Source organism: Synechococcus sp. L2F, assembly GCF_024345695.1.
Lineage (GTDB): Bacteria > Cyanobacteriota > Cyanobacteriia > PCC-6307 > Cyanobiaceae > MW101C3.
The window spans coordinates 235462-260662 of the sequence record NZ_JAGQBP010000001.1 but is presented as its reverse complement, the minus strand read 5'-3'; the positions used below and the strand labels follow the sequence as shown (position 1 = coordinate 260662).

Annotated in this window: 28 protein-coding genes; 14 read left to right on the top strand and 14 right to left on the bottom strand. The window is 69.6% G+C overall.

All coding sequences use genetic code 11. The features are described from left to right. Window positions 1–67: 67 nt before the first annotated feature. The gene (locus KBZ19_RS01240; protein WP_255099446.1) at window positions 68–1231 is read left to right on the top strand and encodes an exonuclease SbcCD subunit D; all 1164 of its coding nucleotides are present in this window, start codon (window positions 68–70) and stop codon (window positions 1229–1231) included. Next, a complete protein-coding gene (locus KBZ19_RS15065; protein ID WP_255099445.1) occupies window positions 1228–4248 on the top strand; it encodes an AAA family ATPase in 3021 nt (1006 codons plus the stop codon). Before KBZ19_RS01240 ends, KBZ19_RS15065 begins: the two co-directional genes overlap by 4 nt. Here the strand turns inward: KBZ19_RS15065 and KBZ19_RS01230 are convergent. From KBZ19_RS01230 to KBZ19_RS01200, 7 genes are read right to left on the bottom strand one after another with little or no spacing between them, the layout of a single operon-like run. Then, a complete protein-coding gene (locus tag KBZ19_RS01230) occupies window positions 4245–4904 on the bottom strand; it encodes a Na(+)/H(+) antiporter subunit B (RefSeq protein ID WP_255099444.1) in 660 nt (219 codons plus the stop codon). The two genes, KBZ19_RS15065 and KBZ19_RS01230, sit on opposite strands and share 4 nt — an antisense overlap. Further along, window positions 4901–5425, bottom strand: coding sequence for a hydrogenase subunit MbhD domain-containing protein (locus tag KBZ19_RS01225; RefSeq protein WP_255099443.1), 525 nt, complete (start codon window positions 5423–5425; stop codon window positions 4901–4903). The genes KBZ19_RS01230 and KBZ19_RS01225 overlap by 4 nt, the downstream gene beginning before the upstream one ends. Beyond that, window positions 5422–5739 (bottom strand): monovalent cation/H(+) antiporter subunit G, encoded by a 318-nt coding sequence (locus tag KBZ19_RS01220; RefSeq protein ID WP_255099442.1) that lies wholly within the window; start codon window positions 5737–5739, stop codon window positions 5422–5424. The genes KBZ19_RS01225 and KBZ19_RS01220 overlap by 4 nt, the downstream gene beginning before the upstream one ends. Then, window positions 5736–5984, bottom strand: a complete 249-nt coding sequence (locus KBZ19_RS01215; RefSeq protein WP_255099441.1) for a hypothetical protein — start codon at window positions 5982–5984, stop codon at window positions 5736–5738. Before KBZ19_RS01215 ends, KBZ19_RS01220 begins: the two co-directional genes overlap by 4 nt. Next, on the bottom strand, window positions 5981–6400 hold the full coding sequence (locus tag KBZ19_RS01210; protein ID WP_255099440.1) for a Na+/H+ antiporter subunit E: 420 nt from the start codon (window positions 6398–6400) through the stop codon (window positions 5981–5983). The genes KBZ19_RS01215 and KBZ19_RS01210 overlap by 4 nt, the downstream gene beginning before the upstream one ends. Beyond that, entirely contained in the window at window positions 6397–7923 is a 1527-nt protein-coding gene (locus KBZ19_RS01205; protein WP_255099439.1) for a proton-conducting transporter membrane subunit, read from the bottom strand. The genes KBZ19_RS01210 and KBZ19_RS01205 overlap by 4 nt, the downstream gene beginning before the upstream one ends. Further along, a complete protein-coding gene (locus tag KBZ19_RS01200; protein WP_255099438.1) occupies window positions 7923–8291 on the bottom strand; it encodes a cation:proton antiporter subunit C in 369 nt (122 codons plus the stop codon). Before KBZ19_RS01200 ends, KBZ19_RS01205 begins: the two co-directional genes overlap by 1 nt. A 230-nt stretch (window positions 8292–8521) precedes the next feature. On the opposite strand from KBZ19_RS01200, the gene KBZ19_RS01195 reads away from it, so the two are divergent. From KBZ19_RS01195 to KBZ19_RS01180, 4 genes are read left to right on the top strand one after another with little or no spacing between them, the layout of a single operon-like run. Further along, window positions 8522–9007, top strand: a complete 486-nt coding sequence (locus KBZ19_RS01195) for a hypothetical protein (RefSeq protein WP_255099437.1) — start codon at window positions 8522–8524, stop codon at window positions 9005–9007. Continuing rightward, entirely contained in the window at window positions 9004–10047 is a 1044-nt protein-coding gene (acsF, locus tag KBZ19_RS01190; protein ID WP_255099436.1) for a magnesium-protoporphyrin IX monomethyl ester (oxidative) cyclase, read from the top strand. The genes KBZ19_RS01195 and acsF overlap by 4 nt, the downstream gene beginning before the upstream one ends. After that, window positions 10044–10907 (top strand): glycosyltransferase, encoded by an 864-nt coding sequence (locus KBZ19_RS01185; RefSeq protein WP_315856309.1) that lies wholly within the window; start codon window positions 10044–10046, stop codon window positions 10905–10907. Before acsF ends, KBZ19_RS01185 begins: the two co-directional genes overlap by 4 nt. 7 nt (window positions 10908–10914) lie before the next feature. Further along, entirely contained in the window at window positions 10915–11595 is a 681-nt protein-coding gene (locus KBZ19_RS01180; protein WP_255099435.1) for a long-chain fatty aldehyde decarbonylase, read from the top strand. An 81-nt stretch (window positions 11596–11676) separates the two neighbouring features. Here the strand turns inward: KBZ19_RS01180 and KBZ19_RS01175 are convergent, their stop codons facing one another. Together KBZ19_RS01175 and KBZ19_RS01170 are read right to left on the bottom strand one after the other, a co-directional pair. After that, on the bottom strand, window positions 11677–12018 hold the full coding sequence (locus tag KBZ19_RS01175; protein WP_255099434.1) for a Mo-dependent nitrogenase C-terminal domain-containing protein: 342 nt from the start codon (window positions 12016–12018) through the stop codon (window positions 11677–11679). 147 nt (window positions 12019–12165) lie between these two features. Continuing rightward, entirely contained in the window at window positions 12166–12522 is a 357-nt protein-coding gene (locus KBZ19_RS01170) for a hypothetical protein (protein WP_255099433.1), read from the bottom strand. Window positions 12523–12632: 110 nt separating this feature from the next. Here KBZ19_RS01170 and KBZ19_RS01165 point away from each other — a divergent pair, with 110 nt between their 5' ends. Then, entirely contained in the window at window positions 12633–13373 is a 741-nt protein-coding gene (locus KBZ19_RS01165) for a biliverdin-producing heme oxygenase (protein WP_255099432.1), read from the top strand. 113 nt (window positions 13374–13486) lie between these two features. Further along, complete coding sequence (hemN, locus tag KBZ19_RS01160; protein ID WP_255099431.1) at window positions 13487–14905, top strand: oxygen-independent coproporphyrinogen III oxidase; 1419 nt, start codon at window positions 13487–13489, stop codon at window positions 14903–14905. Window positions 14906–14914: 9 nt separating this feature from the next. On the opposite strand, the gene KBZ19_RS01155 is transcribed toward hemN, so the two are convergent. The 3 genes from KBZ19_RS01155 to KBZ19_RS01145 form a co-directional block, all read right to left on the bottom strand. Beyond that, window positions 14915–15259: a helix-turn-helix transcriptional regulator gene (locus KBZ19_RS01155; RefSeq protein WP_094510743.1), complete on the bottom strand. Its 345-nt coding sequence runs from the start codon at window positions 15257–15259 to the stop codon at window positions 14915–14917. A 274-nt stretch (window positions 15260–15533) separates the two neighbouring features. Continuing rightward, complete coding sequence (locus tag KBZ19_RS01150; RefSeq protein WP_255099430.1) at window positions 15534–16070, bottom strand: methyltransferase; 537 nt, start codon at window positions 16068–16070, stop codon at window positions 15534–15536. 32 nt (window positions 16071–16102) lie between these two features. Beyond that, window positions 16103–17926: an SLC13 family permease gene (locus tag KBZ19_RS01145; protein ID WP_255099429.1), complete on the bottom strand. Its 1824-nt coding sequence runs from the start codon at window positions 17924–17926 to the stop codon at window positions 16103–16105. A 175-nt stretch (window positions 17927–18101) separates the two neighbouring features. On the opposite strand from KBZ19_RS01145, the gene KBZ19_RS01140 reads away from it, so the two are divergent. Then, window positions 18102–18653 carry a hypothetical protein gene (locus KBZ19_RS01140; protein WP_255099428.1) on the top strand — a complete coding sequence of 184 codons (552 nt, stop codon included), beginning with the start codon at window positions 18102–18104 and terminating at the stop codon, window positions 18651–18653. Here KBZ19_RS01140 and cysK read toward each other — a convergent pair. Further along, the gene (gene cysK / locus KBZ19_RS01135) at window positions 18587–19573 is read right to left on the bottom strand and encodes a cysteine synthase A (RefSeq protein WP_094510740.1); all 987 of its coding nucleotides are present in this window, start codon (window positions 19571–19573) and stop codon (window positions 18587–18589) included. The two genes, KBZ19_RS01140 and cysK, sit on opposite strands and share 67 nt — an antisense overlap. Window positions 19574–19841: 268 nt before the next feature. Between cysK and KBZ19_RS01130 the strand changes: the two genes are divergently transcribed. Genes KBZ19_RS01130 through KBZ19_RS01115 form a run of 4 tightly spaced genes read left to right on the top strand, consistent with a single transcriptional unit; the run spans window position 19842 to window position 22054 of the window. After that, the gene (locus KBZ19_RS01130; protein WP_255099427.1) at window positions 19842–20357 is read left to right on the top strand and encodes a MotA/TolQ/ExbB proton channel family protein; all 516 of its coding nucleotides are present in this window, start codon (window positions 19842–19844) and stop codon (window positions 20355–20357) included. Further along, entirely contained in the window at window positions 20354–20707 is a 354-nt protein-coding gene (locus KBZ19_RS01125; RefSeq protein ID WP_255099426.1) for a hypothetical protein, read from the top strand. Before KBZ19_RS01130 ends, KBZ19_RS01125 begins: the two co-directional genes overlap by 4 nt. Further along, a complete protein-coding gene (locus tag KBZ19_RS01120; RefSeq protein WP_255099425.1) occupies window positions 20704–21144 on the top strand; it encodes a hypothetical protein in 441 nt (146 codons plus the stop codon). The genes KBZ19_RS01125 and KBZ19_RS01120 overlap by 4 nt, the downstream gene beginning before the upstream one ends. Next, the gene (locus KBZ19_RS01115; protein ID WP_255099424.1) at window positions 21101–22054 is read left to right on the top strand and encodes a hypothetical protein; all 954 of its coding nucleotides are present in this window, start codon (window positions 21101–21103) and stop codon (window positions 22052–22054) included. The genes KBZ19_RS01120 and KBZ19_RS01115 overlap by 44 nt, the downstream gene beginning before the upstream one ends. An 85-nt stretch (window positions 22055–22139) precedes the next feature. On the opposite strand, the gene KBZ19_RS01110 is transcribed toward KBZ19_RS01115, so the two are convergent. Beyond that, the gene (locus KBZ19_RS01110) at window positions 22140–23219 is read right to left on the bottom strand and encodes a calcium/sodium antiporter (RefSeq protein WP_255099423.1); all 1080 of its coding nucleotides are present in this window, start codon (window positions 23217–23219) and stop codon (window positions 22140–22142) included. Window positions 23220–23306: 87 nt separating this feature from the next. Here KBZ19_RS01110 and KBZ19_RS01105 point away from each other — a divergent pair, with 87 nt between their 5' ends. Further along, on the top strand, window positions 23307–24959 hold the full coding sequence (locus KBZ19_RS01105; RefSeq protein WP_255099422.1) for a SulP family inorganic anion transporter: 1653 nt from the start codon (window positions 23307–23309) through the stop codon (window positions 24957–24959). Window positions 24960–25201: the final 242 nt, after the last annotated feature.

The following is a 25201-nucleotide window of genomic DNA, read 5'->3' as shown; positions in this document are numbered from 1 at the left end:
GTGCCACCAGGTTGTTCCGGCTGCAGACTTTCTCGTCACCGCCCCCGCCCCTGCTTACCTTGGCCCGATGCGTCTGCTGCACACCTCCGACTGGCATCTGGGCCGCAGCTTTCACGGGGTCTCGCTGTTGGAGGAGCAGGCGGCGGCGATCTCGCGGATCGTGTCGCTCGCTCTGGAGCACCAGGTGGATGCGGTGCTGATCGCTGGCGATCTGTACGACCGTGCCATTCCTCCTGCCGAGGCGGTGGCCCTGTTCAACGACGCCCTCGCCCGGCTGAGCGCCGGTGGCACGGCCGTGGTGGCCATCGCCGGCAACCACGATTCACATGTGCGGGTGTCGGTGTACGACCCCTTGCTCTCCGCCTTCAACATCACGGTGCGGGGCGACGTGGGCCGGGCCCAGGAGCCGGTGCTGGTGACGCCCAGGGCCGGCGGCACGCCCGTGGCTATCTATCCCCTGCCCTACCTGGAGCCGGCGGTGGTTGGGCCGGCCCTGGCCGGGGCGCCCGTGCGCCTGCGCCACGAGGAGGTGACCAGGCTGGCCATCGAGCGGATCCACGCGGACCGCCGCGAACGGCCGCCCCACCGTTCGGTGCTGGTGGCCCACACCTTCGTGGCTGGCGGCGAGACGTCGGAGTCGGAGCGGGAGCTCACCATCGGCAACGTCGACCGGGTGAGCGTGGCGGCCTTCGAGGGCTTCGATTACGTGGCCCTGGGCCACCTGCACGCTTCCCAGCAGTTGGACGGCCCACGGGTCGCCTATTCGGGCACTCCGCTGGCCTATTCCTTCTCCGAGGAGCGGCACGTCAAGTCGGTGCGGATCGTGGAGCTGGCCGCCGATGGGACGCCCAGCGTGGAGGTGGTGCCCCTGCGGGTGGGCCGGCGCCTCTGCACCCTGCGGGGGCCCATCGACGAGCTCTGCGGCGACCCCCGCCACGCCGCCGCCAGCGAGGCGCGGGTGCGGGCGATCCTCACCGACGACAGCCTGCCCCTGCAGGCCATGGCCCGGTTGCGGGCCCGCTTTCCCCACATCGCCGAGCTGCGCCACGAGCCCCCCGATGTGGTCCGCGCCGGCCAGGCCGAGCGCCAACGCCAGGTGCGCCAGGCCCGCTCGCCGCTGCAGTTGGCCACCGCCTTCTTCACCGACCAGCAGGGCCAGCCGCCCGGCGAGCCGGAGGCCGAGCTGCTGCGGGCGGCCCTGGCGGCGGCGGAACGGGGAGGGGAGCGGTGAAGCCGCACCGGCTCTCGATCGAGGCCTTCGGGCCCTACGCCGATCCGGTGGCGATCGACTTCGACGAGCTGGCCGCCGAGGGGCTGTTCCTGATCCACGGCACCACCGGCGCCGGCAAGACCTTCCTGCTCGATGCCCTCTGCTTCGCCCTCTATGGCGAGGTTTCCGGCGACCGCAGCGTCAAGGGGCTGCGCTCCGACCACGCCCCCCCCGGCGCCGTGCCCCGGGTGAGCCTGGAGTTCTCCTGCGGCAACGCCCGCTACCGGGTCGAGCGGGTCCCCGCCCACACGGCCCCGAAGGCCCGCGGCCAGGGCACCACCGAAAAGGCGCCCCAGGCGTTCCTGTTCCGGCTGGACGCGGAGGCGCCGGAGCAGGCCGTGGCGGCGAAGACCACCGAGGTGACCCGGGAGGTGGAACACCTGGTGGGGCTCAATGCCGCCCAGTTCCGCCAGGTGATTCTGCTGCCCCAGGGGCGCTTCGCCGAGGTGCTGCGGGCCAAGGCCGAGGAGCGCGAGGCCCTGCTCAAGACGCTCTTCGACACGGTGATCTACGAGCGGGCCGGCTGGTGGCTGGAGGAGCAGGCCCGCACGGCGCGGAATCTGGCGCTGGAGCAGGCCCGGGAGCAGGAGGTGCTGCGGCGCCGGGCGGCCGACGCCTGGGACCCCCACGCGCCCGAGCCGCCGGAGGGGGTGGAAGCGCCTCCGCCCCCCGCCGACCAGGCCGGCCTCGAAGCGCTGGTGGCGGGGATCGCCGCGGTGGTGCAGGGCACCGAGGCCGCCCTGGGGGAGGCCGCCGCCAGCCTGCTGGCGGCTCAGACGACCCTGGCGGCCCTGGCGGCGCAGGCGGACCGCTGGGACCGGCGCGCCGCCGCCAGCGCCCAACTGGGTGACCTGGAGGCCAAACGGGAGACGGTGGCGGAGTTCCGCCAGAAGCTCAGCCAGGCGGAGCGGGCCGAAACATTGCGCCCGAGCCTGGTGGCGGAACAGGGGGCCCGACGCTCCCTCGCCCTGGTGGAGCAGGGGCTGCAGGAGCAGCTGCGGGCCGCGATCCAGGCCAGGGCCGGGGCGCGGGCGCTGCCGCCATCAGTGCAGGGGCTGGATCTGCTGGCCCTGCCGTCCGCCGAAGTTCTCGCCGCTGCCGGTGCAGACCTGGCCGCCCGGGGGGCGGAGGTGAGGGAGCTGGCCCGCAAAGCCGAGGAGGCTGCCCAGGCCGGGGGGGCGGCGGCCGCCGCCAGCCAGCGGGCCAGGGAGGCCGAAGCCGGGCGGGCCACCGCCGTCGCCCAGCAGGAGCGGCTGGCGGCGGAGCAGGAGCGGGAGCTGGTGCTGCTCGCCAAGGCCCGCAGCGCCCGCGACCAGCTCGAAGGCCTGCAGCGGGCCGCCCGGGAGGCTGATGGCCGCGCCGTTGCCGCCGAAGCCATCGCCCCGGCCCGGGAGCGGCAGCACGCGGCCGAGGTCGCCAGGAACGGGGCCGATCGCGACGTCAACACGGCGGCCGCCGGCCTCAACGAGCTGCGGCGGCGCCAGATCGAGGGCATGGCCGCCCGGCTGGCCGGGGGTCTGGCCGCCGGCGCCCCCTGCCCGGTCTGCGGCTCCGCCGACCATCCGGCGCCGGCTCGGCCCTCGGCCGATGCCGTGGACGACGGGACGATCGCCGCCGCCGAACGGACCCTGGCTGCGGCCACCCAGGCGGCACAGGCGGCCGCGGTGGCCCTGGCCAACGCCCAGGCCGCCCTCGGCGTCGTGCTGGAGAAGGCGGGCGACGGCGTCGATCCGCTCGCCGCCCGCCAGGCCGCCGGCACGGCCGCTGCGGCCCACCAGGCGGCCCAGTCCCTGGCCGAAGGCCTGCCGGCGCTGGAGCAGCAGACCACCGATCGGGAGCAGCAACGCCAGCAGCTGGCCAAGGCCATTGAGGCGGCCGCCACCGCGATCGCCCTGGAGAACCAGGCCGCCGCCGAGGCCAGCCAGCGGCAGCGGACCCTGGCGGAGCAGGTGGCGCGGGAGCTGGGGGAGGGGCTGGAGCCGGGTGCGGTGCTGCAGGCCTTCGGGCCCCTGGAGGCCGCCCTCAAGGACCTGGTGGCCGGGGCCGGCGCCCACACCCGCGCCACCAGCGAGCTGGAGCAGGCGGCCCGGCGGCTGGCTCAGGAGCTGGCCGCCTCACCCTTCGCCACGGCGGAGGATGCCGCGGCAGCCCTGCAGGAGGAGAGCTGGCGCCTGAAGCTGGTCGAGCGGATCGCGGCCTACGAGGCGGCGGTGATCGAGCAGCGCAACCTCCTGGCCGCCCCCGATCTGGCCGATCTGCCGGAAGCCCGGCCCGACACCGCCGCCGCCGGCGAGGCCGTGGCCCGCCTGGATGGGGCACGCACCCGGGCCGTGGAGCGCCACAGCGAAGCCCGGGCCGCCCAGCGGGAGATCACCCGCCTTACCGCCGAACACCGCACCGGCACCACCGCCCTGGCGGCGAAGCAGGAGCGGGCCGAGCGGCTCAGCGCCGTGGCCAACCGCTGCCAGGGCAAGGCGGCCCCCTACATCTCCCTGCAGCGTTGGGTGCTCTCCGCCTACCTCGCCGACATCTGCGGCTACGCCAACCAGCGGCTCACCTTGATGACCTCCGGCCGCTACCAGCTGCGGCTCACCGACGAGGGTGGCCACGGCGGCCGCAACGCCGGCCTGGGCCTGCGCGTGCTGGATGCCTACACCGGCGAGGAGCGGGAGGTGAGCAGCCTCTCGGGCGGCGAAACCTTCCAGGCCTCCCTGGCCCTGGCCCTGGGCGTGGCCGACACGGTGCAGGCCCACGCCGGCGGCGTGCCTCTGGAGGCCCTGTTCATCGATGAAGGTTTCGGCAGCCTCGATCCCGACAACCTCCAGCTGGCGATGGACGAGCTCGACCGCTTGCGCGAGGGCGGCCGCATGATCGGCCTGATCAGCCACGTGAGCGCCCTGCGCGAGCGCATCCGCGGCGGCATCGAGGTGATCGCCGGCGACCGCGGCTCCACGCTGCGGCTGAGCAGCAGCGTCTAGAGCAGCCCTCGGTGGCGCACGAATAGCTGAACCATCGCCCAGGAGCCCAGTGTCACCTTGATCGCCACCAGCACATTGAGCAGCGGGATCCAGCTGCCACCCGCCAGGCTGCCGAAGTCCCCGGGCGGTGGCGGCAGGCCACCGAGGGTGAGGGCGGCCAGCAGCACGAAGGCGATCACCGCCCCCTTCTCCCACAGGTCGGCGCGGTAGCGCCGGTAGAGACGATCGGACAGTTCCGCCGAGCCGCTGATCAGGGCCAGCCCGATCGCCGTGCCGCCGGCCACCCCCGCCGCAAAGCCGCCTCCGGGCGAGAGGTGGCCGCGCAGGGCCAGCTCCACACCGATCAGGGCGGCGATCGTGCCGCCCAGCTGGCAGAGCACCACTGAAGGAGCATCAGCAAGGGCGCGCACGCTTGGTTTGGCCGTTTCGCCGGCAAAGAGAAAGCGCACGCCGATCGACGCCAGCGTGAACACCACCACCTCGGTGACCGTGTCGTAGAGGCGGGTGTAGAGGATCACCCCCGACACCAGGTTCGGCACGTTCGTCTGCTCGACGAGGGTGTTGATCAGCGGCACCAGATCGCCGGCCGGCGGCAGGGCCGAAGCCAGGGGGGAGAGGCACAGGGCCGTGGCGGCCACCAGGTAGAGCCAGGTCATGGGGTTTCCGCCAGGTCGAGCGCGCCGCCGCTCTCGCGCCAGGCGCGATAGCCCTCCAGGGCCTGCAGGCGCTTCAGCAGCCGCGGGTTCGCCAGCACCAGCCGCTGGTCGGCTTCGAGGCGGCCGTGACAGCCATCGGCGGCAGCGAGGGCCGCCTCCGCCGGCGGCACCAGCCGCAGCCGCAGTCCGGCGGGCTCCAGCCAGGCCCGCAACAGCCGCTGGCACTGGGGCGACGGCGGCGCGCGATCGGGAAACGAGAGCCGCAGCGCCATCGAGGAACGCAGCGCCACGGCATAGAGGGTGGTGGAGAGCAGGGTGCCCACCAGCGCCTCGGTGATCGCCACGTCCGGCGCCCCCAGCAGGGCATAGAGCAAGGTGGCCACCGAACCGAGAATGCCCCGCAGCACCAGGGTCTGGTAGGGGTTGGACTGGCTCACCAGCAGCACGGCGGTGAGCGGCAGCAGGGCGGTGATCGGCAGGATCAGATCGAGCTGCCCGGCCAGATCGAACAGCGCGGTCATGGGGTGGTCTCCTCCTCCGTGGGGCGGCTGGGATGGGACGGCAGCGAGCAGGCGGCCAGCACGTAGCCGAAAATCGTGTTCCACACGATCAGGCCCACCAGCGCCAGGGTGAGCAGCGGCCATTGCGCGGGGATACGCAGCAGCAGGCCCAGCAGCATCAGCGACGATCCGAGCGTGTCGGCCACCGAAAGGGCGTGCAGTTTGCGCAGGTAGCTGTGCGTGCCCAGCAGCGGCCAGGTGCCCCAGAACCAGAGCACCAGGCCCGCGCCCAGCAGCAGCAGGCTGGCGTGATCCGCGAAGGAGTCGGGCCTCATCGCTCCACCTCCCGCAGCAGGTTGGCCAGCAGCAGCAGGCCGGCGTTGCCGGCGCTGAGCACGATCGCCCCCACCAGCCCCAGCATGCGGTCGTCGCGCAGCACCGACACCACCAGGATGATCAGCGCCACCTTCGACGAGACGCTGGAGAAGGCCGCCAGCCGGTCCCACACATCGGAGGGACGGCAGGCCACGGCGATCGGGATCAGCAGGGCCAGCACCATGCCCCACAGCAACACAGTCATCGGTCGGAGGCCTCCGCTCTGGCGGCAGGAAGAAGGGAGTGGATGCGGTAGCGCTGGCCGCCGTCTTCAAGGCCGAGCACGATCGTGAATGGGGTGAGCGTGATGCGGAACACATCGAGGAACACCAACAGCGGCAGGGCTCGATCGGTGGCCGGTTCGCTGGTTTCGCGCTCCACCACCCCCGGCGCCAGCATCAGCCGGAACGCCTCGGCGTAGGCCTGCGGAATCGCCAGCAGCGCGCGCAGCGTTGCCTTCAGCAACAGCCGCAGCGGCAGGGGCCGCGAGCGGGTGCGCGGCAGCAGCAGTGCCACCACCAGCCCGATCAGAAGGTTGAGCCGGCTGAAATCGCTGGTGAGCAGGCACCACACCGCCAGCCGAAAGGCGGTGCTCAGCAACAGCGGCAGGAGACGTCTCATCGGTTCAGGATCACGAGCAGTCCCGCGCCCACCACGCCGATACCGCCGAGCAGGTCGGAGAGGCCCTCCAGCTCGGGCAGCCGCAGCCGCAGCCGCTGCCGCAGGCCCTCCCCTTCCAGCAGCTGGTGCAGGCCCCAGCCGCCGAGCAGCACCAGGGCGCTCTTGGCGATGGCGCTGACGGGCTTGTCGGTCCAGGTCAGGGTCGCAGCGCCGATCACCACCAGCGCCAGCACCAGCAGGATCACCCCCAGCGACCAGGCGGGTTCAGGGGTGTCCCCGCTGGCACTGCTGCCGTTTGCCGGTCTGCGGATCAGCGGGGCGCCCCAGAAGCGGGCGTAGGCCGCCGCCGTGCCCATGCTCAGCAGCGTCACGGCCAGCTCGAGCGGTAGGGAGAGCCCAGCGGACAGGCCCGCCTTGGCGGTGAAGCCGGCCAGCGGCGGCAGGCCCACGATTGAGAGCGAGCCGATGCACAGCGGCCACCACACCCCGGCAGGCAGGGGCCGCTCGCGCCAGCCCTGCAGGGCGCGGCCGGGGAAGCGGCGCGCCACCAGGAACAGCACCGCCTTGGCGGTGCCGTGGCTGAGGGCATAAAAGCCGCCGGCCACCGGTGAAAGCGCCACCAGACCCATCTGCGACAGGGTGCTCCAGGCGAGCAGGCGCTTGGCATCGGCGTCGGCGAGGGCGAACATCAGGCCCAGCACGGCACTGGCCAGACCGACGCCCGTGATCACCGGGCCCAGGGCCGGCACGCCGTAGCTGAGGCGCAGCAACGGGGCGATGCCGGCGGTGACCACCACACCCGAGAGCAAGGCCGAGACCTCCGCCGGCGCCTCGGCATGGGTGACGGGCAGCCACAGGCCCGAGAGAAACAGGCCAGACTTCATCAGCAAGCCCACCAGGATCAGGGCCAGGGCGGCGATGCTGGTGGTGCTCGCCACAGCCTCGAAGCGGAAGCTGCCGCGCTCCAGGTACACCAGGGCAGCCCCGATCAGGAACAGCGTCATCACGGTGTTGCCGATCAGCAGATAGCGCAGGGCCACCCACAGCGAGCGGTCGGAGCGGCTGATCAGGATCAGCAGGAAGGCGCTGATCCCCACCACTTCAAGCGTCACGTAAAGGCTGATCAGGTCAGTCACCACAAAGGCGGTGCACAGGCCGCCGTGCAGCACCATCAGCAGCAACAGGAAGGGGCCCGGCAGGGGCCGCCGCCAGCTGTCGATCACCACCGCGCTGCACACCAGGGCGTTGAGCAGCAGGAACGGCACGGCGACGGCATCGGTGTTCAGGGCCACGCCGTAGGCGCCGAGCAGTTCGACGCTGACGGGTAGGCCGCCGAGCTGAATCGCCACGGCTATCGCGGTGGTGGCCAGGCTGCAGAGCAGGGCCAGCCAACGGGCCAGCGGTGGCAGCACGGCCGCCAGGAAGGCGGCCAGGAACGGCAGCAGCAACCAGGCGATCACCATTGCCTTGGTGGAAAGCAGCGGCATCAAGGTGAGCGTCAGCCCCTGGATGAAGGTGAGCATCACCGCTGGCCACCGGTGTCGAAGCTGGCCAGATCCAGGCTGGGATCAATGCGCGAGAGGCGGGTGATCACCACCAGCAGCAACGCCTGAATCGAAAGGCCGATCACGATCGCGGTGAGAATCACTGCCTGGGGGATGGGGTCGGCCCAGGGCGTTCCCGGATCAATGGCTGCGGCGCCGCTGGCCGGCAGGATCGGGCTGCGCAGGCCGGAGCGGGCCCCCACCAGCACGAACAGGGCCACCACTGCGGAGCCCATCACGTCCATCGACAGGATCTTGAGAAACAGGTTGCGGCGCAGCAGCAAGCCCGCAAAACCTGCCAGCACCGCCCCCAGGATGAGCAGTTCAAGCAGACGAAAGGGAGCCATGGAGGCGGGGTCTTCCGGCGGTCTGCCGGGACTGTGTGGGCAGACGGTAGCCGTCGCTGCCGTGAGCTGTCGGAACGCCCTGCGCAGGCCAGAGCAGGCGGCCTCGGCCTTGACCATTCCTGGCGCTCTCTGCTGTGCAGCGACTCCCCAGCTCCTGTAACCGGACGGTTGCGGCCTGACCGTCATCCTCTAGTATCACGATGTCGTTATAGCGTTGAACAATGCCGCTGGTGTTGACGCTCCCCGCCCCCTCCCCTGCTGCGCCTCCCCTGCCGCCAGCCCCCGAAGCACTGCCGGCCGCCCGGCAGCGTGTTCGCTGGCAGCGGCGCGGCCGCAGCCGGCCCTGGCCGCGGCTCTGGTCGGAGCGCAGCCGGTTGCTGGAACGGCAGCACAGCCGCATCGAGGCGCTGCTGGAGCAGCTGATCGACGGCGAGGCCTCCACCGCCGGCTGCCGTCAGCTGGTGCGGGCATTGGGTCTGCATCTGCGGCTGGAGGAGCGCTGGCTCGCCGAAGTGGGCTGCCTCTGCCCCGGCCATCGCTACAGCCACCGCCAGGCCGCCGAGCTCGCAGGCTGCACCCCCGCCGGCAGCGCCGAGCGGCTCGGCTGGCTGCTCGATCTGCAGGAGTGGTTCCACCTGCATCGCCATGGCGCCGATGCCGTCGCCTATGCCCGCGCCGCCGCCGCCCCTATCCCCCTCTCGAGCGCCTCCCAATGACCGCCACCATCCGCCAGCCCGCCGCCGCCGCCACCCCGGCCGCCCCCCACCTGCGCGAAGACCTGCTGACGCCCCGCTTCTACACCACGGAGATCGACAAGGCCGCCCGCACCGACCTGGAGCAGCAGCGGCCTGCCTTCGAGGCGATGCTCGCCGAGATGGAGGCCGATCACAACCGCGACCACTTCGACCGCAAGGCCCCGCTCGACCGTCTGCGCGCTCTCAGCCCGGAAGCCAAGACCGCTTACGAGAGCTATCTGGTGCGGTCGTGCGTGTCGGAGTTCTCCGGTTTCCTGCTGTTCAAGGAGCTCTCCCGCCGCCTGTTCCAGGCTGAACGCCAGGAGCTGGGCCGCCTGTTCCAGCTGATGGCCCGCGATGAAGCCCGCCATGCCGGCTTCCTCAACCGGGCGCTGGTGGCGGAAGGGATCGAGCTCGATCTGCCCAAGCTGAGCACCAAGCGGCCGATCACCTGGTTCCCGCTCAGCTGGGTGCTCTATTCGGTGTTTCTGTCCGAAAAGATCGGCTATTGGCGTTACATCCTGATCGACCGCCATCTCAAGGCCAACCCCGACAACGCCTTTGCGCCGCTGTTCGATTTCTTCGAACCCTGGTGCCAGGACGAGAACCGCCACGGCGACATCTTCAACCTGCTGATCCGCTGCTGGCCCGGTCTGAAGCAGGGGCTGCGCGGCAAGTTGCTCAGCCGTTTCTTCCTCTGGTCGGTGTTTCTCACCCACAGCCTCACCGTGTGTGAGCGGGGCGATTTCTACCGCCTGCTGGGCATGGATCCCCGCCGCTTCGATGCCGAGGTGATGCGCCAGACCAACCGCACCGCCCGCCGCGCCTTCCCCTGGGTGTTCGACCTCGAGCAGAGCCGTTACCTGGAGCTGCGCGACTGCCTGGTCACCTGCTTCCAGCAGATGCAGGCGCTCAAGACGGAGCCGGGCGCACTGCTGCGCAGGCTGGGCCTGAAGCTGCGCTTCGCTGGGTTGCTGCTGCGTCAGTTCTGTCAGCCGATGGTGCCGGCGGAGGGGGCATGACCCACACACCCGCCGGCTTCGAGATCCCGCGCGTGTTCATCGGCTACGACCCGCGGGAACGGGTGGCGGTGAACGTGCTCGCCGATTCCTTTCAGGCCCGCTCCAGCCTGCCGCTGCTGATCGCTCAGGTGCGGCTCGATCAGCTGGCGGGGGTGTACCAGCGGGAGCGCGATCCGCGCCAGAGCACGGATTTCTCCTTCAGCCGCTTCCTGGTGCCCTGGCTGGCCGGTTACCAGGGCTGGGCCCTGTTCATCGATGCCGACATGCTCTGCCTGGCGGACCTCGCCGAGCTCTGGGCCCTGCGCGATGAACGCTATGCGGTGCAGTTGGTGAAGCACCAGCACGTGTGTGAGCAGGGGCTGAAGTTCCAGGGCATGCCCCAGACGCCCTACGGCCGCAAGAACTGGTCGTCGGTGATGCTCTTCAACTGCGCGCGTTGCACGGCGCTCACGCCGGAGCTGGTGAACAGCGCCTCGGGCCTGGAGCTGCACCAGTTCCACTGGCTGGCCGACGAGCAGATCGGCGCCCTGCCGCCCGAATGGAACGTGCTGGTGGGGGTGCAGCCCCTGCCGGCGGCCCCAAAGATCCTGCACTACACGCTGGGCGGCCCCTGGTTCGACGACTGCCTGACCATGCCCGCCTCAGACCGCTGGCTGGCGGCCCGCGCCGCCATGAACGAACCGCTGCCGGTGGAGCCGGCGGCTGTTGTTCCGTCAAAGCCGGTGGCTGGTAGCCCCCCGGAGCCGCTGGCTGTTGTTGCGCCGGAGCCGGTCGGTGGCCGTTCCCCACAGCCGGCGGCTGTTGGTGCCCCCGAGGCGCAGCCTGTGGGCCATCACCCCCTTCCAGTTCCCATCACCTGAGGTCACCATGCCCGCTCCCGCGCTCACCCCTGCCTACCGCGATGCCTATGGGAGGATCAATGGTCTCGTGATCGTGGGTGAGGGGCTGGCCGATCACCATTTCCGCCAGCTGGCCCAGCTGCTGCCGGAAGACGGCGACGAGCTGCGGCGCCTGGCGGCGATGGAAGGCCGTCACGCCGTGGATTTCGTGGGCTGCGGCCGCCAGCTGGCGATTCGCCCCGATCTCCCCCTGGCGCGCCGCCTGTTCGCGCCGCTGCGCGCCCTGTTCAACGAGGCGTTCAGCACCACGGACACGGTGGGGGCTCTGGTGATCCAGTGCCTGATCGTGGAAAGCTTCGCCGTGGCCGCCTACCGCTGCTATCTGCCGGTGGCCGATGCCTACGCCGCACCGATCACGGCGGCGGTGCTGGCCGATGAGGCCGAACACCTCGACTACGGCGAGCGCCAGCTGGCGGCCCGCTTCCCGGCTGTGGCGGCGCCGCTCAGCCGCTGGTGTGAGCGGGCGGTGCCCGTGGCGATGGCGATGTTGCGGGAGGTGCATGGCGATCTCGAAGCGATCGGCATCGATCCCAGCGCGCTGGTGGGGGAATTCATGGGCTGCATGGGCACGGCGCTGGAGGCGGTCGGTTTCGCCCCACGCCAGGCCACGCGCCTGGCCGCACGCCTGGCGGCGGTGGCCTGCGGGTGATGGCGGTGGTCCGCACTTGATTGCGGAGGCCTGAGATTGGTCGCGATGGCCTGTGGCTGAGTGCGATGGCCTTCGCCTTGGTCAGGGGTGTTGCCGCCGGGCCTGAGGCTGGCGGTCCTGACGCCGTTCCTGCTGGCCTTGCTGGTGGGCCTCCAGGCGGCAGAGGGCACGGAAGCGTAGCGCCATCAGCTCATCGAACAGGGGGTTGATCTGGCAGAGCGGCGGGATGTGCAGCACGGTGTGGCCTGCGATCACCACGGTGCGCTCGAACGGGCAGCGGGCAGGAATCAGCCGCACCAGCAGGCGGGCCAGCGGCAGGGAACGCGGGCCGATGCCATCGAGCCAGTGGCGGAGCCGATCGATCAGAACCCCTTGGCGGGGGCCCCGGAGCGGGCTGAGGGTCATGACGGAAGCCCTGGTCACCAGGGAGGAGTGAGGCGAAGACGGCGTGGGGCTGGCGGTCGGCGGAATCCGGGCGCGCGGGCCAGCGGCACCACCAGACCCTGAAGCGGTCCGGTGGGTCTGGCTGTCGCGTTGGACACCTCGGTGTGGAGGTCCTGAACGGAGACCTCAGAGCGTCACCGCCGCCAGCGGCGCCCGCGGCGGCAGCCCGCCGGCCCGGTTGTGCAGCTGCTGGGGGTCGAGGACGGCAGTGCTCACGCTGCCGCCGAAGCGCAGCTGCAACCAGGTGATCACCGCCGGATCAGCCGCCACCACTGCTTCCTGACCCGCGCCATGCTCCGGCAGCAGGGCCGCCAGCACCACCGGGCGCAGATACCACAGCTCCACGTTGGCGCCCTGCCTGTCGCGCCGCTCGGCGATCAGCTCCCGCAGCTGGCCGTCGTCGCTGAGCTGGCCGCTGGGAGCCAGCAACAGCTGCAGCGGCCTTGCGCCGCAGACCTGGGGAGTGGAGGGGATGGCAGCCATGGGTGCTGAACGTTGCAACGAATCTGCAACGACGAAACAACGACATAACGGTAGCGCGATACCGTTAGCTGGTTCGGCCTCTGTCAGGCCCCGCCCCGGTTGCCTTCGCCATGACCACCACGCACCCCGCCGCGGCCGCCAGCCCCGCGCCCGCCTCCCCAACCGCTACCTCCCCGAGCGACCTCTCCGATCACGCCAGCCCCGCCGACCTGGCGGCCCGCAAGGGCTTCGGCCCGCGGGTGCGCCGTCTGCATGGGCGCATCGGCGCCGCCCACCACCAGGCCGAAGGTATGGAGTTCTCACGCGCCCTGCTCGACGGCCAGGCCAGCCCGCTGCAGCTGGCGGCCCTGATCCGTGCGCTGGGCCCCGGCTACGCCCTGATCGAGCAGCAGGGCCCTGAGCTGGCCGCGGCCCTTGGTGCGATCGACTTCCCCTGGGCGGCGCTGGCCCGCAGTGCTGCCCTCGCCGCCGATGCGGCAGCCCTGGCGGCAGCGCCCGCCACGCCGCGCTCCGCCGCTGCCGCCCTCTGGCTCGAGCATCTGCAGGCCCTGGCCCAGCAGGCTCCGCACCGCTTCCTGGCCCACGTCTACGTGCGCTACGGCGGCGATCTCTCCGGCGGCCAACAGCTGGCCCAGCAGGCCAACGCCATCCTGGCGGCCCATGGCCTGCCGGCCGTGCGCTTCTGGGCCTTCGATCAGCCGCTGCCGGTGCTCAAGGCCGCCCTGCACGACGCCTTTGAGCAACTCGACCTGAGCGAGGCGGAAGAAGGTGAGCTGCTTGAAGAAGCGGTGGTGGCCTTCCAGGACACCCAGCGCCTGCTGGCCGAACTGGGCGATCTGCGCGCCGCCTGAGCCCGATAGCTGGCGGTTGGATGTCGTGCCTCAGGCCCTCCCGCCGCGCCATCTGCCCCTGGCTGCTGCCTCTTCCCCTCTTTCCTCACTCTCTCCTGCTCGCCCCCCGTCCCATGCCCACCACTGCTCCTGCCCGCCTCGAACCGCTGCAGCTGCTGCTGAAGCACGACAAGCCCGTGCCCCGCTACACCAGCTACCCCACGGCCGCCAGCTTCCACACCGGTGTGGGCCCTGGTGAACTGGCGGCGCAGCTGGCCCGGCCGAGCAGCGAGCCCCTGTCGCTCTACGTGCACATCCCCTTCTGCCGCCATGCCTGCTGGTACTGCGGCTGCAACCGGATCACCACCCAGGCCGGCTCGAAGGTGGTGGGCCCCTACCTGCAGGCCCTGGGCCGGGAGCTGGCGCTGATCCAGCAGGCCTCGGGCCAGCGCCGGCGCCTCAGCCAGCTGCACTGGGGTGGCGGCACTCCCAATTACCTGAGCGTGAGCGAGCAGGCGGAGCTTTGGGCGCTGATCGCCCACCACTTCGATCTGGAGCCCGGCCTGGAAGCCTCGATCGAGGTGAATCCGGAATTCCTCAGCCGTGACGAGGTGCTGGGCCTGCGCCGCCTCGGGTTCAACCGCATCAGCTTCGGCATTCAGGACGCCGATCCAGAAGTGCAGGCGGCGGTGAACCGGATCGTGCCGCCGGATCAGCTGCGGCGGGCGATGGGCTGGATGCGGGAGGCGGGCTTCGAGAGCGTGAACGTGGATCTGATCTGCGGCCTGCCGCTGCAGACGCCTGACCGTTTCGCCGCCACGATCGCCCTCGTGGAGGAGCTGCGGCCCGATCGGGTGTCGTTGTTCAGCTTCGCCTACCTGCCCGAGCAACTGCCGCTGCAACGCAAGATCGCTGCTGATGATCTGCCCAGCCAGCGCGAGCGGGTGCAGATGCTGCAGGGCGCCTATGACGCCTTTACCAGCCATGGCTATGACGCCATCGGCATGGACCACTTCGCCCTGGCGGAGGACAGCCTGGCCGTGGCGGCCCGGGCTGGCCGCCTGCATCGCAATTTCCAGGGCTACACCACCGGTGGAGAGCTCGACCTGCTGGCGATCGGCGTCACGGCGATCAGCCAGTACCCCACCCTGTTCAGCCAGAACCAGCGGGATCTCCGGGCCTATCTGAAGGCGCTGGATGCCGGCCTGTTGCCGGTGGAGAGGGGGCTGGTGGTGGAGGATCCTGACGAACTGCTCAGGCGTTGCATCATTCAGCGCTTGATGTGCGATTTTCGCGTCGATTTTGCCCACCTTGGCGGTGCAGATCAGACCGGCCAAGCTATAAACGCCCAGGCTGGAGCAGAACCGCTCAACGGCCCCCAGCGGTTCGCGGCAGAATGGGCTGACCTGCAGGCCCTGGAGGCCGACGGCCTGCTGCAGCTGGAGTCCAATGGCTTCCGCGTCAGCACGGAAGGACGCTGGTTGATCCGCACGATCGCTGCGGTGTTTGATCCCCGCCAGCGACTGAAGGCCAGCGGGTCGCGGTTGGTCTGAGGCGACGAATCAGGCGGCCTGCAGGTGCTCAAGCTGCTGCTCAAGCCGTTCCCGCAGGCGGCCCATCACCAACATGCAGAGATCGTCCACCAGCGGCTCGTCGGCGGTGTAGATCAAGCGGGTGCCCTCCCGCTCACAGCGCACCAGCCCCGCCCGCTGCAACTGGCTCAGCTGGCGGCTGATGTGGGATTGGCTGAAGCCGGTAGAGGCAATCAGGGCGGCCACATCCTGGGGGCCCGTCTTCAACAGACAGAGCAATTGCAGCCGCGCCGGCTCACTCAGGAGGCGAAAGAACTGGCTGAGTTCTTCCAGAAGCTGGGGGGTTGGAACTAGCCCATCGGCCGCAGCACTCATTACGCAAAATACCTAGCAACGCCAACCATCATGCCGTCATGTTTGCCGTTTTGGCGTGGGTGACGCACCTTTTGAGTGCGTGAGAACAGGACCAAGAACTGAAGAATCCGATCGTCGTGCACATCCTGTCGCATGTTGACACTTATGCGGAAAAGGGCATAACAGCTTTAATCAGATAGGGTTGACAGCGTCTTTGTGGCATCGCCCACCTGCAGGCGGAGGCGGAGATGCCCGGAAACCTGGTGCACGCCTGAGCCTTGGCCTGCACACCGCATCAGCGCCAGTCGAGCCAGGGGAGTGAGGGCACGATCGCCGGCGTGCGCTCCCGGTAGGCGGGATAGTCGGGATGGGTGGCGCACAGGGCGCGTTCCTCACGCCGGGCCTTGCCCCCCAGCACGGCGGCCAGGCCCAGCAGCAGCAACAGGTGCACCAGGCTGCCCAGGGCGATCACCATCCCCAGCGAGCAGAGCAACACTGCCTGGTACAGCGGATGGCGGCAGCGGCCGTAGGGCCCGGCCGTCACCAGGGCGCTACCGGGCATCGGTTCGGGCAGCGGCGTGAGGCTGTCGCCCAGCTTCAGGAACGCCTGCAGGGCCAGCCCCAGCCCCACGACCAACAGGGCCAGGCCCACCAGCTGCAAGGGCAGCGGCCAGTCGATGCCAAGGCGGCTTGGCGCTGGCGTGGCCGGCAGCAGATGGGCGGCGATCAGCAGCAGCTGGGCCGCCAGCCACCATTCACCACGGCGGTTGTCACCCCAGCCGCTCCAGCTGAACCCCCAGCGCTGCAGACGTTCGTTCAGCTTGCTGAGCACTTGAGGGCTTGGCGCTTCCCTCCAGTGTGGGCTCAGATGCCGAAGTGGCGGCAGATCAGCCAGGGCATCGTCACGGCCAGGGTGAGGGTGAGTGGAAGGCCGTAGAGGGTCATGTCGAGAAAGCGGTAGCGGCCGGGGCCGAACACCATCAGGTTGGTCTGATAGCCGATCGGCGTGAGGAAACTCTGACTGGCGGCGAACATCACGGCGAAGATGAAGGCCATCGGCGGCAGATCCAGTCCTTTTGCTACCTCGGTGGCGATCGGGATGAGCAGAACCACGGTGGCTCCGTTGCTGAGGGCCTCCGTGAAAATCTGCGCGAGCACCGTCACCGACAGCAGCACCAGATAGGGCGACCAACCCTGCATCGAGCGCAACAAATCGGTGGCGAGCGCCTCGGCCAGCCCGGTGGATTGCATCGCCACGCTGAAGCTGGTGAGCGAGCCCAGCAGCAGGATCACATCCCAGCGGATCGAGCGTTGCAGCTCTCCGGGACGCAGGCAGCCGGTGGCCACCATCGCCACCACCGCCAGTAGTACCGCCGCCATCAGCGGCAGCAGCTTGAACATCGGCAACAGGATCACCAGTGCCGAAATCACCACCGCCACCCACTTACGGCTGGTGGTGGGCAGGTCTTTCTCCAGTTCGTCGAGCAGCACCAGGTCGTTATTGGCCTGCATGCCGCGGATCGCATCGAGCGGGGCTTGCAGCAGCAGGACGTCGCCAGCCTGTAATTGCACGCGCCCCAGCAGCTCGCGCAGCACCTGGTTACCGCGTCGCACCGCCAGCAGGGTGGCGTTGTAGCGCTGGCGGAAGCGCAGATCCCGCACGCTGGAGCCCACGATCGTGGAACCCGTTGGCAACAGCACCTCCACCACGCGCTGGGGGGAGCTGCTGGAGGATTCGGCCGGTTCCTGAACGCCGTCGTCGAGGTCGGTGATCGGCGCCAGGGTCACGGTGTGCTCCTGCTGCAGGCGCAGCAGGTTGTCGCGGTTGCAGCGCAGCATCAGCCGGTCGCCGGCCTGCAGCACCTGATCCGCCAGCGGGGCAGTGAAGCTTTCACTGCCCCGGTGCAGCTCCAGCACGTCAACATCGAAACGGCGCTGCAGCCGGCTGTTGTGCAGGGACTGCCCAATCAGTTCCGACTCCATCGGAATCAGCACGTCGGTGAAGTAGCCCTCGCGCGCCATGGTGCCGAGTAGGTCGTCGCCATCAAGACCCCGATCGGGGAGCATTCGTTCGGAGAAGAACAGCACGTAGGCCGAGCCGATCAGCCAGACCGGAATCCCGATCGCCGTGAAACTGAACAGCTCCAGTGAGCCATAGCCCAGCTGGCGGCTGACATCGCTGGCCAGAAGGTTGGTTGAGGTGCCGAGCAGGGAGATGGTGCCCCCCAGCACCGTGGCAAAGGACAGGGGCAGCAGCACTTTTGAGGGGGAGATGCCGCGACGGTGGCACCAGCCCTCCAGCACCGGCAGGAGCGTGGCAACGATCGGTGTGTTGGGCACGAACGCCGAGAGAGGGGCCACCACGCCCACCATGAGCGCGATCATGCGCTTCGGGCTGCGCACCGCATCGGAGCCGATCAAGGCCCGCAGGCGATCGAGGCCACCGCTGCGGAACAACCCCGCCGACACGGCAAACAGGCCCATCAAGGTGATCAGGGCAGGGCTGCCGAATCCCTGAACGGCCTCATCGGGTTTGAGCACCTTGAAGGTCACCAACAGAGCGGCCGCCAGCAGACCGGTCACCTCCGGCGCCAGCCAGCCGGTGATGAACAGGAGGATCGCGCCGGCGAAAATCAGCAGCGTGATCAAACCAGCCGGCTCTGAGGCAACGGTGAGAAAGGCGCTCATGGCTCAGACCTCCATGCCGTGCCGTTGGCTACCGCTGCGCCAGGTCTGATTGCGAACCAAGGCGCCCATGCGGCCGCATGGGCCAGGAATGGCGATGCTGACAACGGCGACGCGAGTGATGACGATGGCCGAGTCAAGCACCCCTGATCGCAGGCTGCTGATCCCAGCGCATCCCTTGCCCCCACTTTCATTTCCGGCTGATCGGCCCCCCGCCGTGGACCAAGCCATGCGCCTGCGCTGGTTATGGCTGGCCTGGCTGTTGGCCATGCTGTTTCATGTCGACCTGGGGCTGATGCCCCTGTTCCATGGGCAGTCGCCGGAAATCGAGAGCCAGGTGCCGGTGGCGATGCTGCCGCTGCTGTTCGGCGCCATGCTCGGCTACTTCCTGGTACCACTCGCCTGCCTGGTCACCATCGCCTATGCCGCCAGTGATCCGGGCCATTCCGCCCGCTGGCGGCCATGGCGGCGGCTGCATTTCTGGATCAGCGTGGTGTACACCATCTCAAACCTGCCGCACCTGATCGCCGATATCCTCGTGCCCGATTCACGCCCCGATCAGGTGGCGCTGATGGTGGTGCTGGTGCTGATCGGCCTGCTGATCAACCGTGAGGGCTGGGCCTGGTGGCGGGAAGCCGCCCGCATCGCCGGCCCAGCTGCCGCTCAGCGGCCCGCGATCGCCAGCCCGGCCTCGTCGAACACGCCTTCGAACAACACGGAGCTGAGGTAGCGCTCGCCGGAATCGGGCAGCACCACCACGATCGTTTTGCCGGCGTAGGCCTCTTCCGCAGCAAGGCGCAGGGCAGCCACCGTGGCGGCACCGCAGGAGATGCCGGCCAGGATTCCCTCCTCGCGCATCAGCCGCCGGGCCATCGCCACCGCCTCCTGATCACTCACTGTCTCCACCCGGTCCACCAGCTCCACGTCCAGGTTGTCCGGCACGAAGCCGGCGCCGATGCCCTGGATCTTGTGGGGGCCGGGCTGGATCGGCTGGCCTGCTTTGGTCTGGCTGATCACCGGGCTGTTCACCGGCTCCACCGCCACCGACACCAGCGGCTTGCCCAGGGTGTTCTTGATGTAGCGGCTCACGCCGGTGATCGTGCCGCCCGTTCCCACACCGGCCACCAGCACATCGATGGCGCCATCGGTGTCGGCCCAGATCTCCGGACCGGTGGTGTCGTGGTGGATCTGGGGGTTGGCCGGGTTGGCGAACTGCTGCAGCAGCACGTAGCGGTCGGGGTTGGAGGCGGCGATCTCGCGGGCCCGTCCCACGGCCCCGGTCATGCCGAGCCGGCCCTCGGTGAGTTCGAGCTTGGCGCCGTAGGCCGCCAGCAGCTTGCGCCGCTCAAGGCTCATCGTTTCCGGCATCGTGAGCGTGAGCGGAATGCCGCGGGACGCCGCCACGAAAGCCAGGGCGATGCCGGTGTTGCCGCTGGTGGGCTCGATCAGCTCCTTGCCGGCTCCCAGCAGGCCATCTTTCTCCGCTTGCCAGATCATGGCGGCGCCGATGCGGCACTTCACCGAATAGGCGGGGTTGCGGCCCTCGATCTTGGCCAGCACGGTGGCCTTGCAGTCACCCACCACCCGGTTGAGCCGCACCATCGGCGTGCGCCCGATGCTGAAGCTGCTGTCGGCGAAGATCGTGGTCATCGGAACATCAGTTGGCTAAGAGCAGCCTGGCAGCAACAGGGCCACCTGGCTCGAAGGCTGGGCGTCCTCGCTTACAGCTGCCGCGCAGCCTGCGCCCAAGCCTCCGAACTGCAAGGCCAGCCCGGCCCAGAGGTCTCCCTGATGAGGCGGAACCCACGCCAAAGCGGTGAATGGTTTCCACACGTTTGTCAAGTTCTGGCACGACACAGCCCCGGCCCCGCGGCCCCTTAGTTTCGCCATTGCAAAGGAAGGGAAACTGGGCGGCGGCATGGGTTTCGCGGCGCTGCGTGCCGGTGGTCCGGTGATGGTTCCCCTGTTGCTGCTCTCGATCGTGGTGCTGGCGATCGGCGTTGAGCGGCTGCGCTACTGGCAGCGCTGGGGTCTCAGTTCCACCCGCCAGGAGCGCCTCCTGCTCGACACCCTTTCGGCCACGCCCGCAGGCGCCAGCCGCCAGCAACGGGAAGGCCTTGAGCTGGCCCAGCTGGAGCTGGCGATGGCCCAGGGTGAGCCCGTGCTTGAAGCCGCCACCTTGATCGGCCCCCTGCTGGGCCTGATCGGCACCGTCAGCGGTCTGATGCGTGTGCTCGCCGAGCTAGGCCCCGACCTCACCCTGCCCAGCGGCGCCAGCGTGCAGGGTTACGGCGAGGTGTTGGTCAGCACCTGGCTGGGCCTGGTGGTCGCCCTGATCGCTGCGGTGCTGCTGCGCACCAATCAGGGCTTGCGGCAATGGCAACGCAGCCGTCTGGAGCTGGCCTGCCTGCGCGCTGCGGCCGAGGCCCCATGACCTTCCGCCTCCTGGCACTCACCGGTCTCAACCTGATCGCCCTCACCGCCGTGGCTGCCCTGCCCGTTGTGCTGCGGCAGCCGGAGCCGCGCCATCGCGCCACCGCCTCTCAGGGCCTTCAGCCCCACTGGTTCCTGGTGCGCGCCGCCAGCGGCAGCTGGTACCTCGATGGCGCCGCGATCAGTGAAGTGGCGCTGGTGGCTCAGCTGCGTGGCGCCACCAACCCGGAGGGTGTGCGTTTTCTGCCCTCCGATGCCCGCTCCAGCAGGCAGGTGAGCAGCGACCTGGCCTGGCTGCGTCGCCACAGCCGCCAGCCGGTGTGGATCGACCGTCTGCCGGGACCACTGTGAGACCAGCAGAGCGCGCCAACCCCTTCTCGGGGCTTTCACCAGCCCTGGCGGTGCGGCGGATCGGGACGGCCGGCCCGATCACGGCCGGTGAGCAGGGCCTCTGGCTGGCGCTGCTTGGGGCGGCCCTCGGCCTGTTCAGCATGGCGCTGCTTCTGCTGCCTCAGCAGCTCGCCCAGGCGCCCGCCCACCGCGGCCTGGTGGTGCTGCACCTGGAGGCCGATGGGCGGCTGCGCCTCTGGAACCGCACGGTCAACCCGGGCCAGTTGCCCGCCCTGCTGCAGGAGGCCCGCCGCATCAACGCGCAGGCCCGCGTGCGGCTGATTCCCTCCCCCACCACCTCCTGGGGATTGGTGCAGCGATTTCTTCCCCTGCTCGATGCCAGTGCGCTTCCCTTTGACGTTCAACTTCCCTCCCCGTCCCAAGCCCCTGCCTCCTGACGGCCGGCCCCCTTGCGCAGGCCACAGCCTCCAGCTGCCCGCCTGGGCGCGGGCGGGCGCCAACCGGCGCTGGCTGGCGGCGATCGGCACCTCCCGCTGGCTGCTGCCGGTGGGTATCGCCGTGGGAGCCCATGCCCTCTGGCTCTCCAGCAGCAACCTGACGGTGCGTCCCCGCCCACCGGCCCCGCGCCTGCCGGTGACCGACAACACCCCGGAGCTGCTGCGCTTCAGCAGTGGTGCCCGTCAGCCCGTGGCGCTGGCAGCCAGCTTGAGCACGATCGATCTGCCCTTCGGCAACAGCCTGCCACTGCCGCCGCCGCCGCCGCTCGAGGCCGGCCCAACCACCCCGCGCCGTTCTGCCACTCCGGTGCTGCCGGCTTCCCGCACCGCTGCAGGCAGCGCTGGCCGCGGCGGCCTGGCCTGGGGGGTCCCGCCGGCTGCCTCCGCCGGCCTTCCGGCCAGCGCCGCCTCCGCCCTGGAACTTGTCGCCCAGCTGCAGACCAAGGCCGGGGCGGCCGCCACGCCAACTGCTGCTGGTTCAAACGCCGCGGCCGCAGACGCAGCCGCCCCGCCGGCGGCAGCGGAACGCCCGGCCATGGACGAGGGCCAGAAGGCTGCCAGCGCCGCCCTGGCCAGGCGTCACCTACGGCTTGGTGCCAACGCCGATCGCCCCTACCGGCTGCTCTGGGACACCGGCGCGATGGCCAGCAACAGGCCCGAGAGCCTGACCGACCTGCCTCAGGGGGTGGAACTGCGCCGCCTGCCCCTGGCGGCTGCCCAGGCCATGGGCCTCAGCCAGCCGCACGCTGTGTCGGTGCACTCCCCCGCAGGTCTGCTGTTGCTGTGGGTGCAGGGCGACCAGCTCTGGTTGATCCGCCAACCTGCCGGACCCACCAGGACAGCCGCTTAAGGGCTGCTATCCCGCCTGATCACTCGTGGGTGCACCCTCAGTTCTGGCGAGTGCTGGCTGAGCTCTGCCGTAGCTCCGCCCGGCCTCAGCCGGGCAGGCGACGTGTCTGGCGCCAGTGGCTCATGGATTGCCAGCCCAGCAGCACGATCAGGGCAGGAATCAAGGCCATCAGGGTGAAGCGCTCGATCGGGCCGTCGAGGCCGGGGAAGGTGTAGGGGAGGATCTGCTCGACCAGATAGAGGCCGTACAGGCCAATCAGGATGCCGCCCTCCAGGCGGGTGATCACCCCACCGCTGAAGAAGATCGGCAGGCAGGCCACGGTGGTGGCCACCATGATCGGCAGGTCGCGGTGAACGATCACCGGATCCACGCTCAGGCCGCGGCTTCCGGAGATGAAGGCACAGAGCCCGAGGATCACCAGCTGGTTCAGCAGGTTGCTGCCGATCACGTTGCCGATGGCCAGATCGGCCTTGCCGCGGAAAGCCGCCACGATCGAGGTGACAAGCTCCGGCATGGAGGTGCCGGCCGCCACGATCGTGAGGCCGATCAGGGTTTCGCTCACCCCCAGGCTCAGGGCAATGGCCGTAGCCCCTTTGACCAGGATCTGGGAGCCCCAGACCAGCAGACCCAGGCCGGCGGCGAGCTTGATGAAGGCGGGAAGGTAGCCACCCTTGGCCTCATCGGCATCGATGTCGCTGTCAGCATCGCCGTCCTCCTTGGCGGAGCGGATCTCCCAGATGGTGTTGATCACCAGGGCGGTGAGCAGCGCGAAACCCGCCTGCCAGGTCATGCGACCAGGCGAGGCCATGCCCCACACCGCCATCGACACCGCCAGCAGGATCGGCACATCGCGCCGGATCAGACGGCTGTGAACGCGCAGCGGCAGGATCAAGGCGCTGCAGCCAAGAACCACGAGCACGTTGAAGATGTTGCTGCCGACGATGTTGCTGACGGCAATGTCGTCGGCGCCCTGGAGGGTGGAGAGCACGCTCACGAACAGTTCCGGAGCGCTGGTGCCCATGGCCACCACCGTGAGGCCGATCACCAGCTGCGGAATGCCGAGCAGCAGGGCGAGCGCCACGGACCCCTGCACAAACAGCTCGCCACCGCCGAACAGCAGCAGGATGCCCACGATGATTTCGACGACGCTGAGCACTGAGGACACCGGTTGAGGGCGCAATTATGACCTGTGGCCCCTGCCGAATCCGGACACCCTTCGTACGGTGACGGTTCAGAGGCAAGGCGAACCCGCGTGGGCTTCACCAACCGGATCAGCCTTCAGAACGTCCGCGGTGACGTGTTCGGCGGCGTCACCGCTGCGGTGATCGCCCTGCCGATGGCGCTCGCCTTCGGGGTGGCCTCGGGCGCAGGGGCCGCCTCAGGCCTATGGGGTGCCGTGCTGGTGGGCTTCTTCGCAGCCCTGTTCGGTGGCACTCCCACCCTGATTTCCGAGCCCACCGGCCCGATGACAGTGGTGATGACCACGGTGATCGCCACCTTCACGGCGGCCCATCCCGATGACGGGTTGGCGATGGCCTTCACCGTGGTGATCCTGGCGGGCCTGTTCCAGATCCTGTTCGGGGTGCTGAAGCTGGGCCGCTACATCACGATGATGCCTTACACCGTGATCTCGGGATTCATGTCCGGGATCGGCATCATCCTGATCATTCTTCAGGTGGGCCCCTTCCTCGGCCAGGCGATTCCCGCCGGCGGCGTGCTCGGCACCCTGGAGTCCGTCCCACTGTTGCTTGGCGAGATCCAGCCGGTGGAAACGTTTCTGGCCGCGCTCACCGTGGCGATCATCTGGTTCACCCCGGCCCGCTTCAAGAAGTTGGTGCCGCCCCAGTTGCTGGCGCTGGTGGCGGGCACGCTGATCTCGCTGGTGGCCTTTGGTGATGCCGATATCCGCCGCATCGGCGTGATCCCCTCCGGCCTGCCGCCGCTGCAGCTGCCGAGTTTCTATCCCGGTGAACTCCAGCGGATGGTGTTCTACGGGGCCGTGCTGGGCATGCTCGGTTGCATCGACGCCCTGCTCACCTCACTGGTGGCCGACAGCCTCACCCGCACCGAGCACGACTCCAACAAGGAACTCTTCGGTCAGGGCCTGGGCAACGTGATGTCCGGCCTGTTCGGTGGCATCGCCGGTGCCGGCGCCACCATGGGCACGGTGGTGAACATTCAGGCGGGCGGCCGCAGTGCGCTCTCGGGCCTCACCCGCGCGATCGTGCTGATGGTGGTGATCCTGGGGGCCTCGGGCCTGGCCGCCTCGATCCCGATGGCGGTGCTGGCCGGCATCGCCCTCAAGGTGGGCATCGACATCATCGACTGGGGCTTCCTCAAGCGCGCCCACCTGCTCTCGGTGAAGGGCGCCGCAATCATGTACGGGGTGATCCTGCTCACCGTGCTGGTGGATCTGATGGTGGCGGTGGGCATCGGCGTGTTCGTGGCCAACTTCCTCACCATCGAGCGCATGAACGCCCTGCAATCCAGGGGTGTGAAGGCGATCAGCACCGGCGACGGCGAGCTTGATCTCACCCCGGAGGAGAAGGTGCTGCTGGATCAGGGCGAAGGCAAGGTGCTGCTTTTCCAGCTCAACGGCGCCATGATCTTCGGTGTGGCCAAGGCGATCGCCCGCGAGCACAACGCGATCACCGACTGCCAGAGCATCGTCTTCGATCTGGGCTCCGTGTCCCACCTGGGCGTGACAGCGGCACTGGCCCTCGAAAACGCCGTGGAAGAGGCGGTGGAGAAGGGGCGCAACGTGTATGTGGTGGGAGCGCATGGCACCACCCGTCAACGGCTCGAGCGGCTCCGGATGTTCAAGCTGCTGGATGCCGCCCACACCGAGATCAGCCGCCACGAGGCCCTGCAGGCGGCCATTGGCCTGCGCAGCGTCGTCGGCTGATCCAGGCGTCGAAGCCCCGCCGCCGCTCCCCTTTCGCCTCACCCTCCCGGAGGCCCTTTGACGCTCTGGCCCGCGGGCGGGCCTGGCCGGGGCGGAGGGGGCAACGTCCCCTTGATCGGCGCCTCGCCAACCTGGTGGGAGCCGGCATCGCCAGGCAGCAGGACGCGCTGCTCCCCTTCGGCTACTGGCTGCGTTTCGGAGTTCCCACCCTGGTGGTGCAGCTGGGGCGGCGGTGCTGCGGC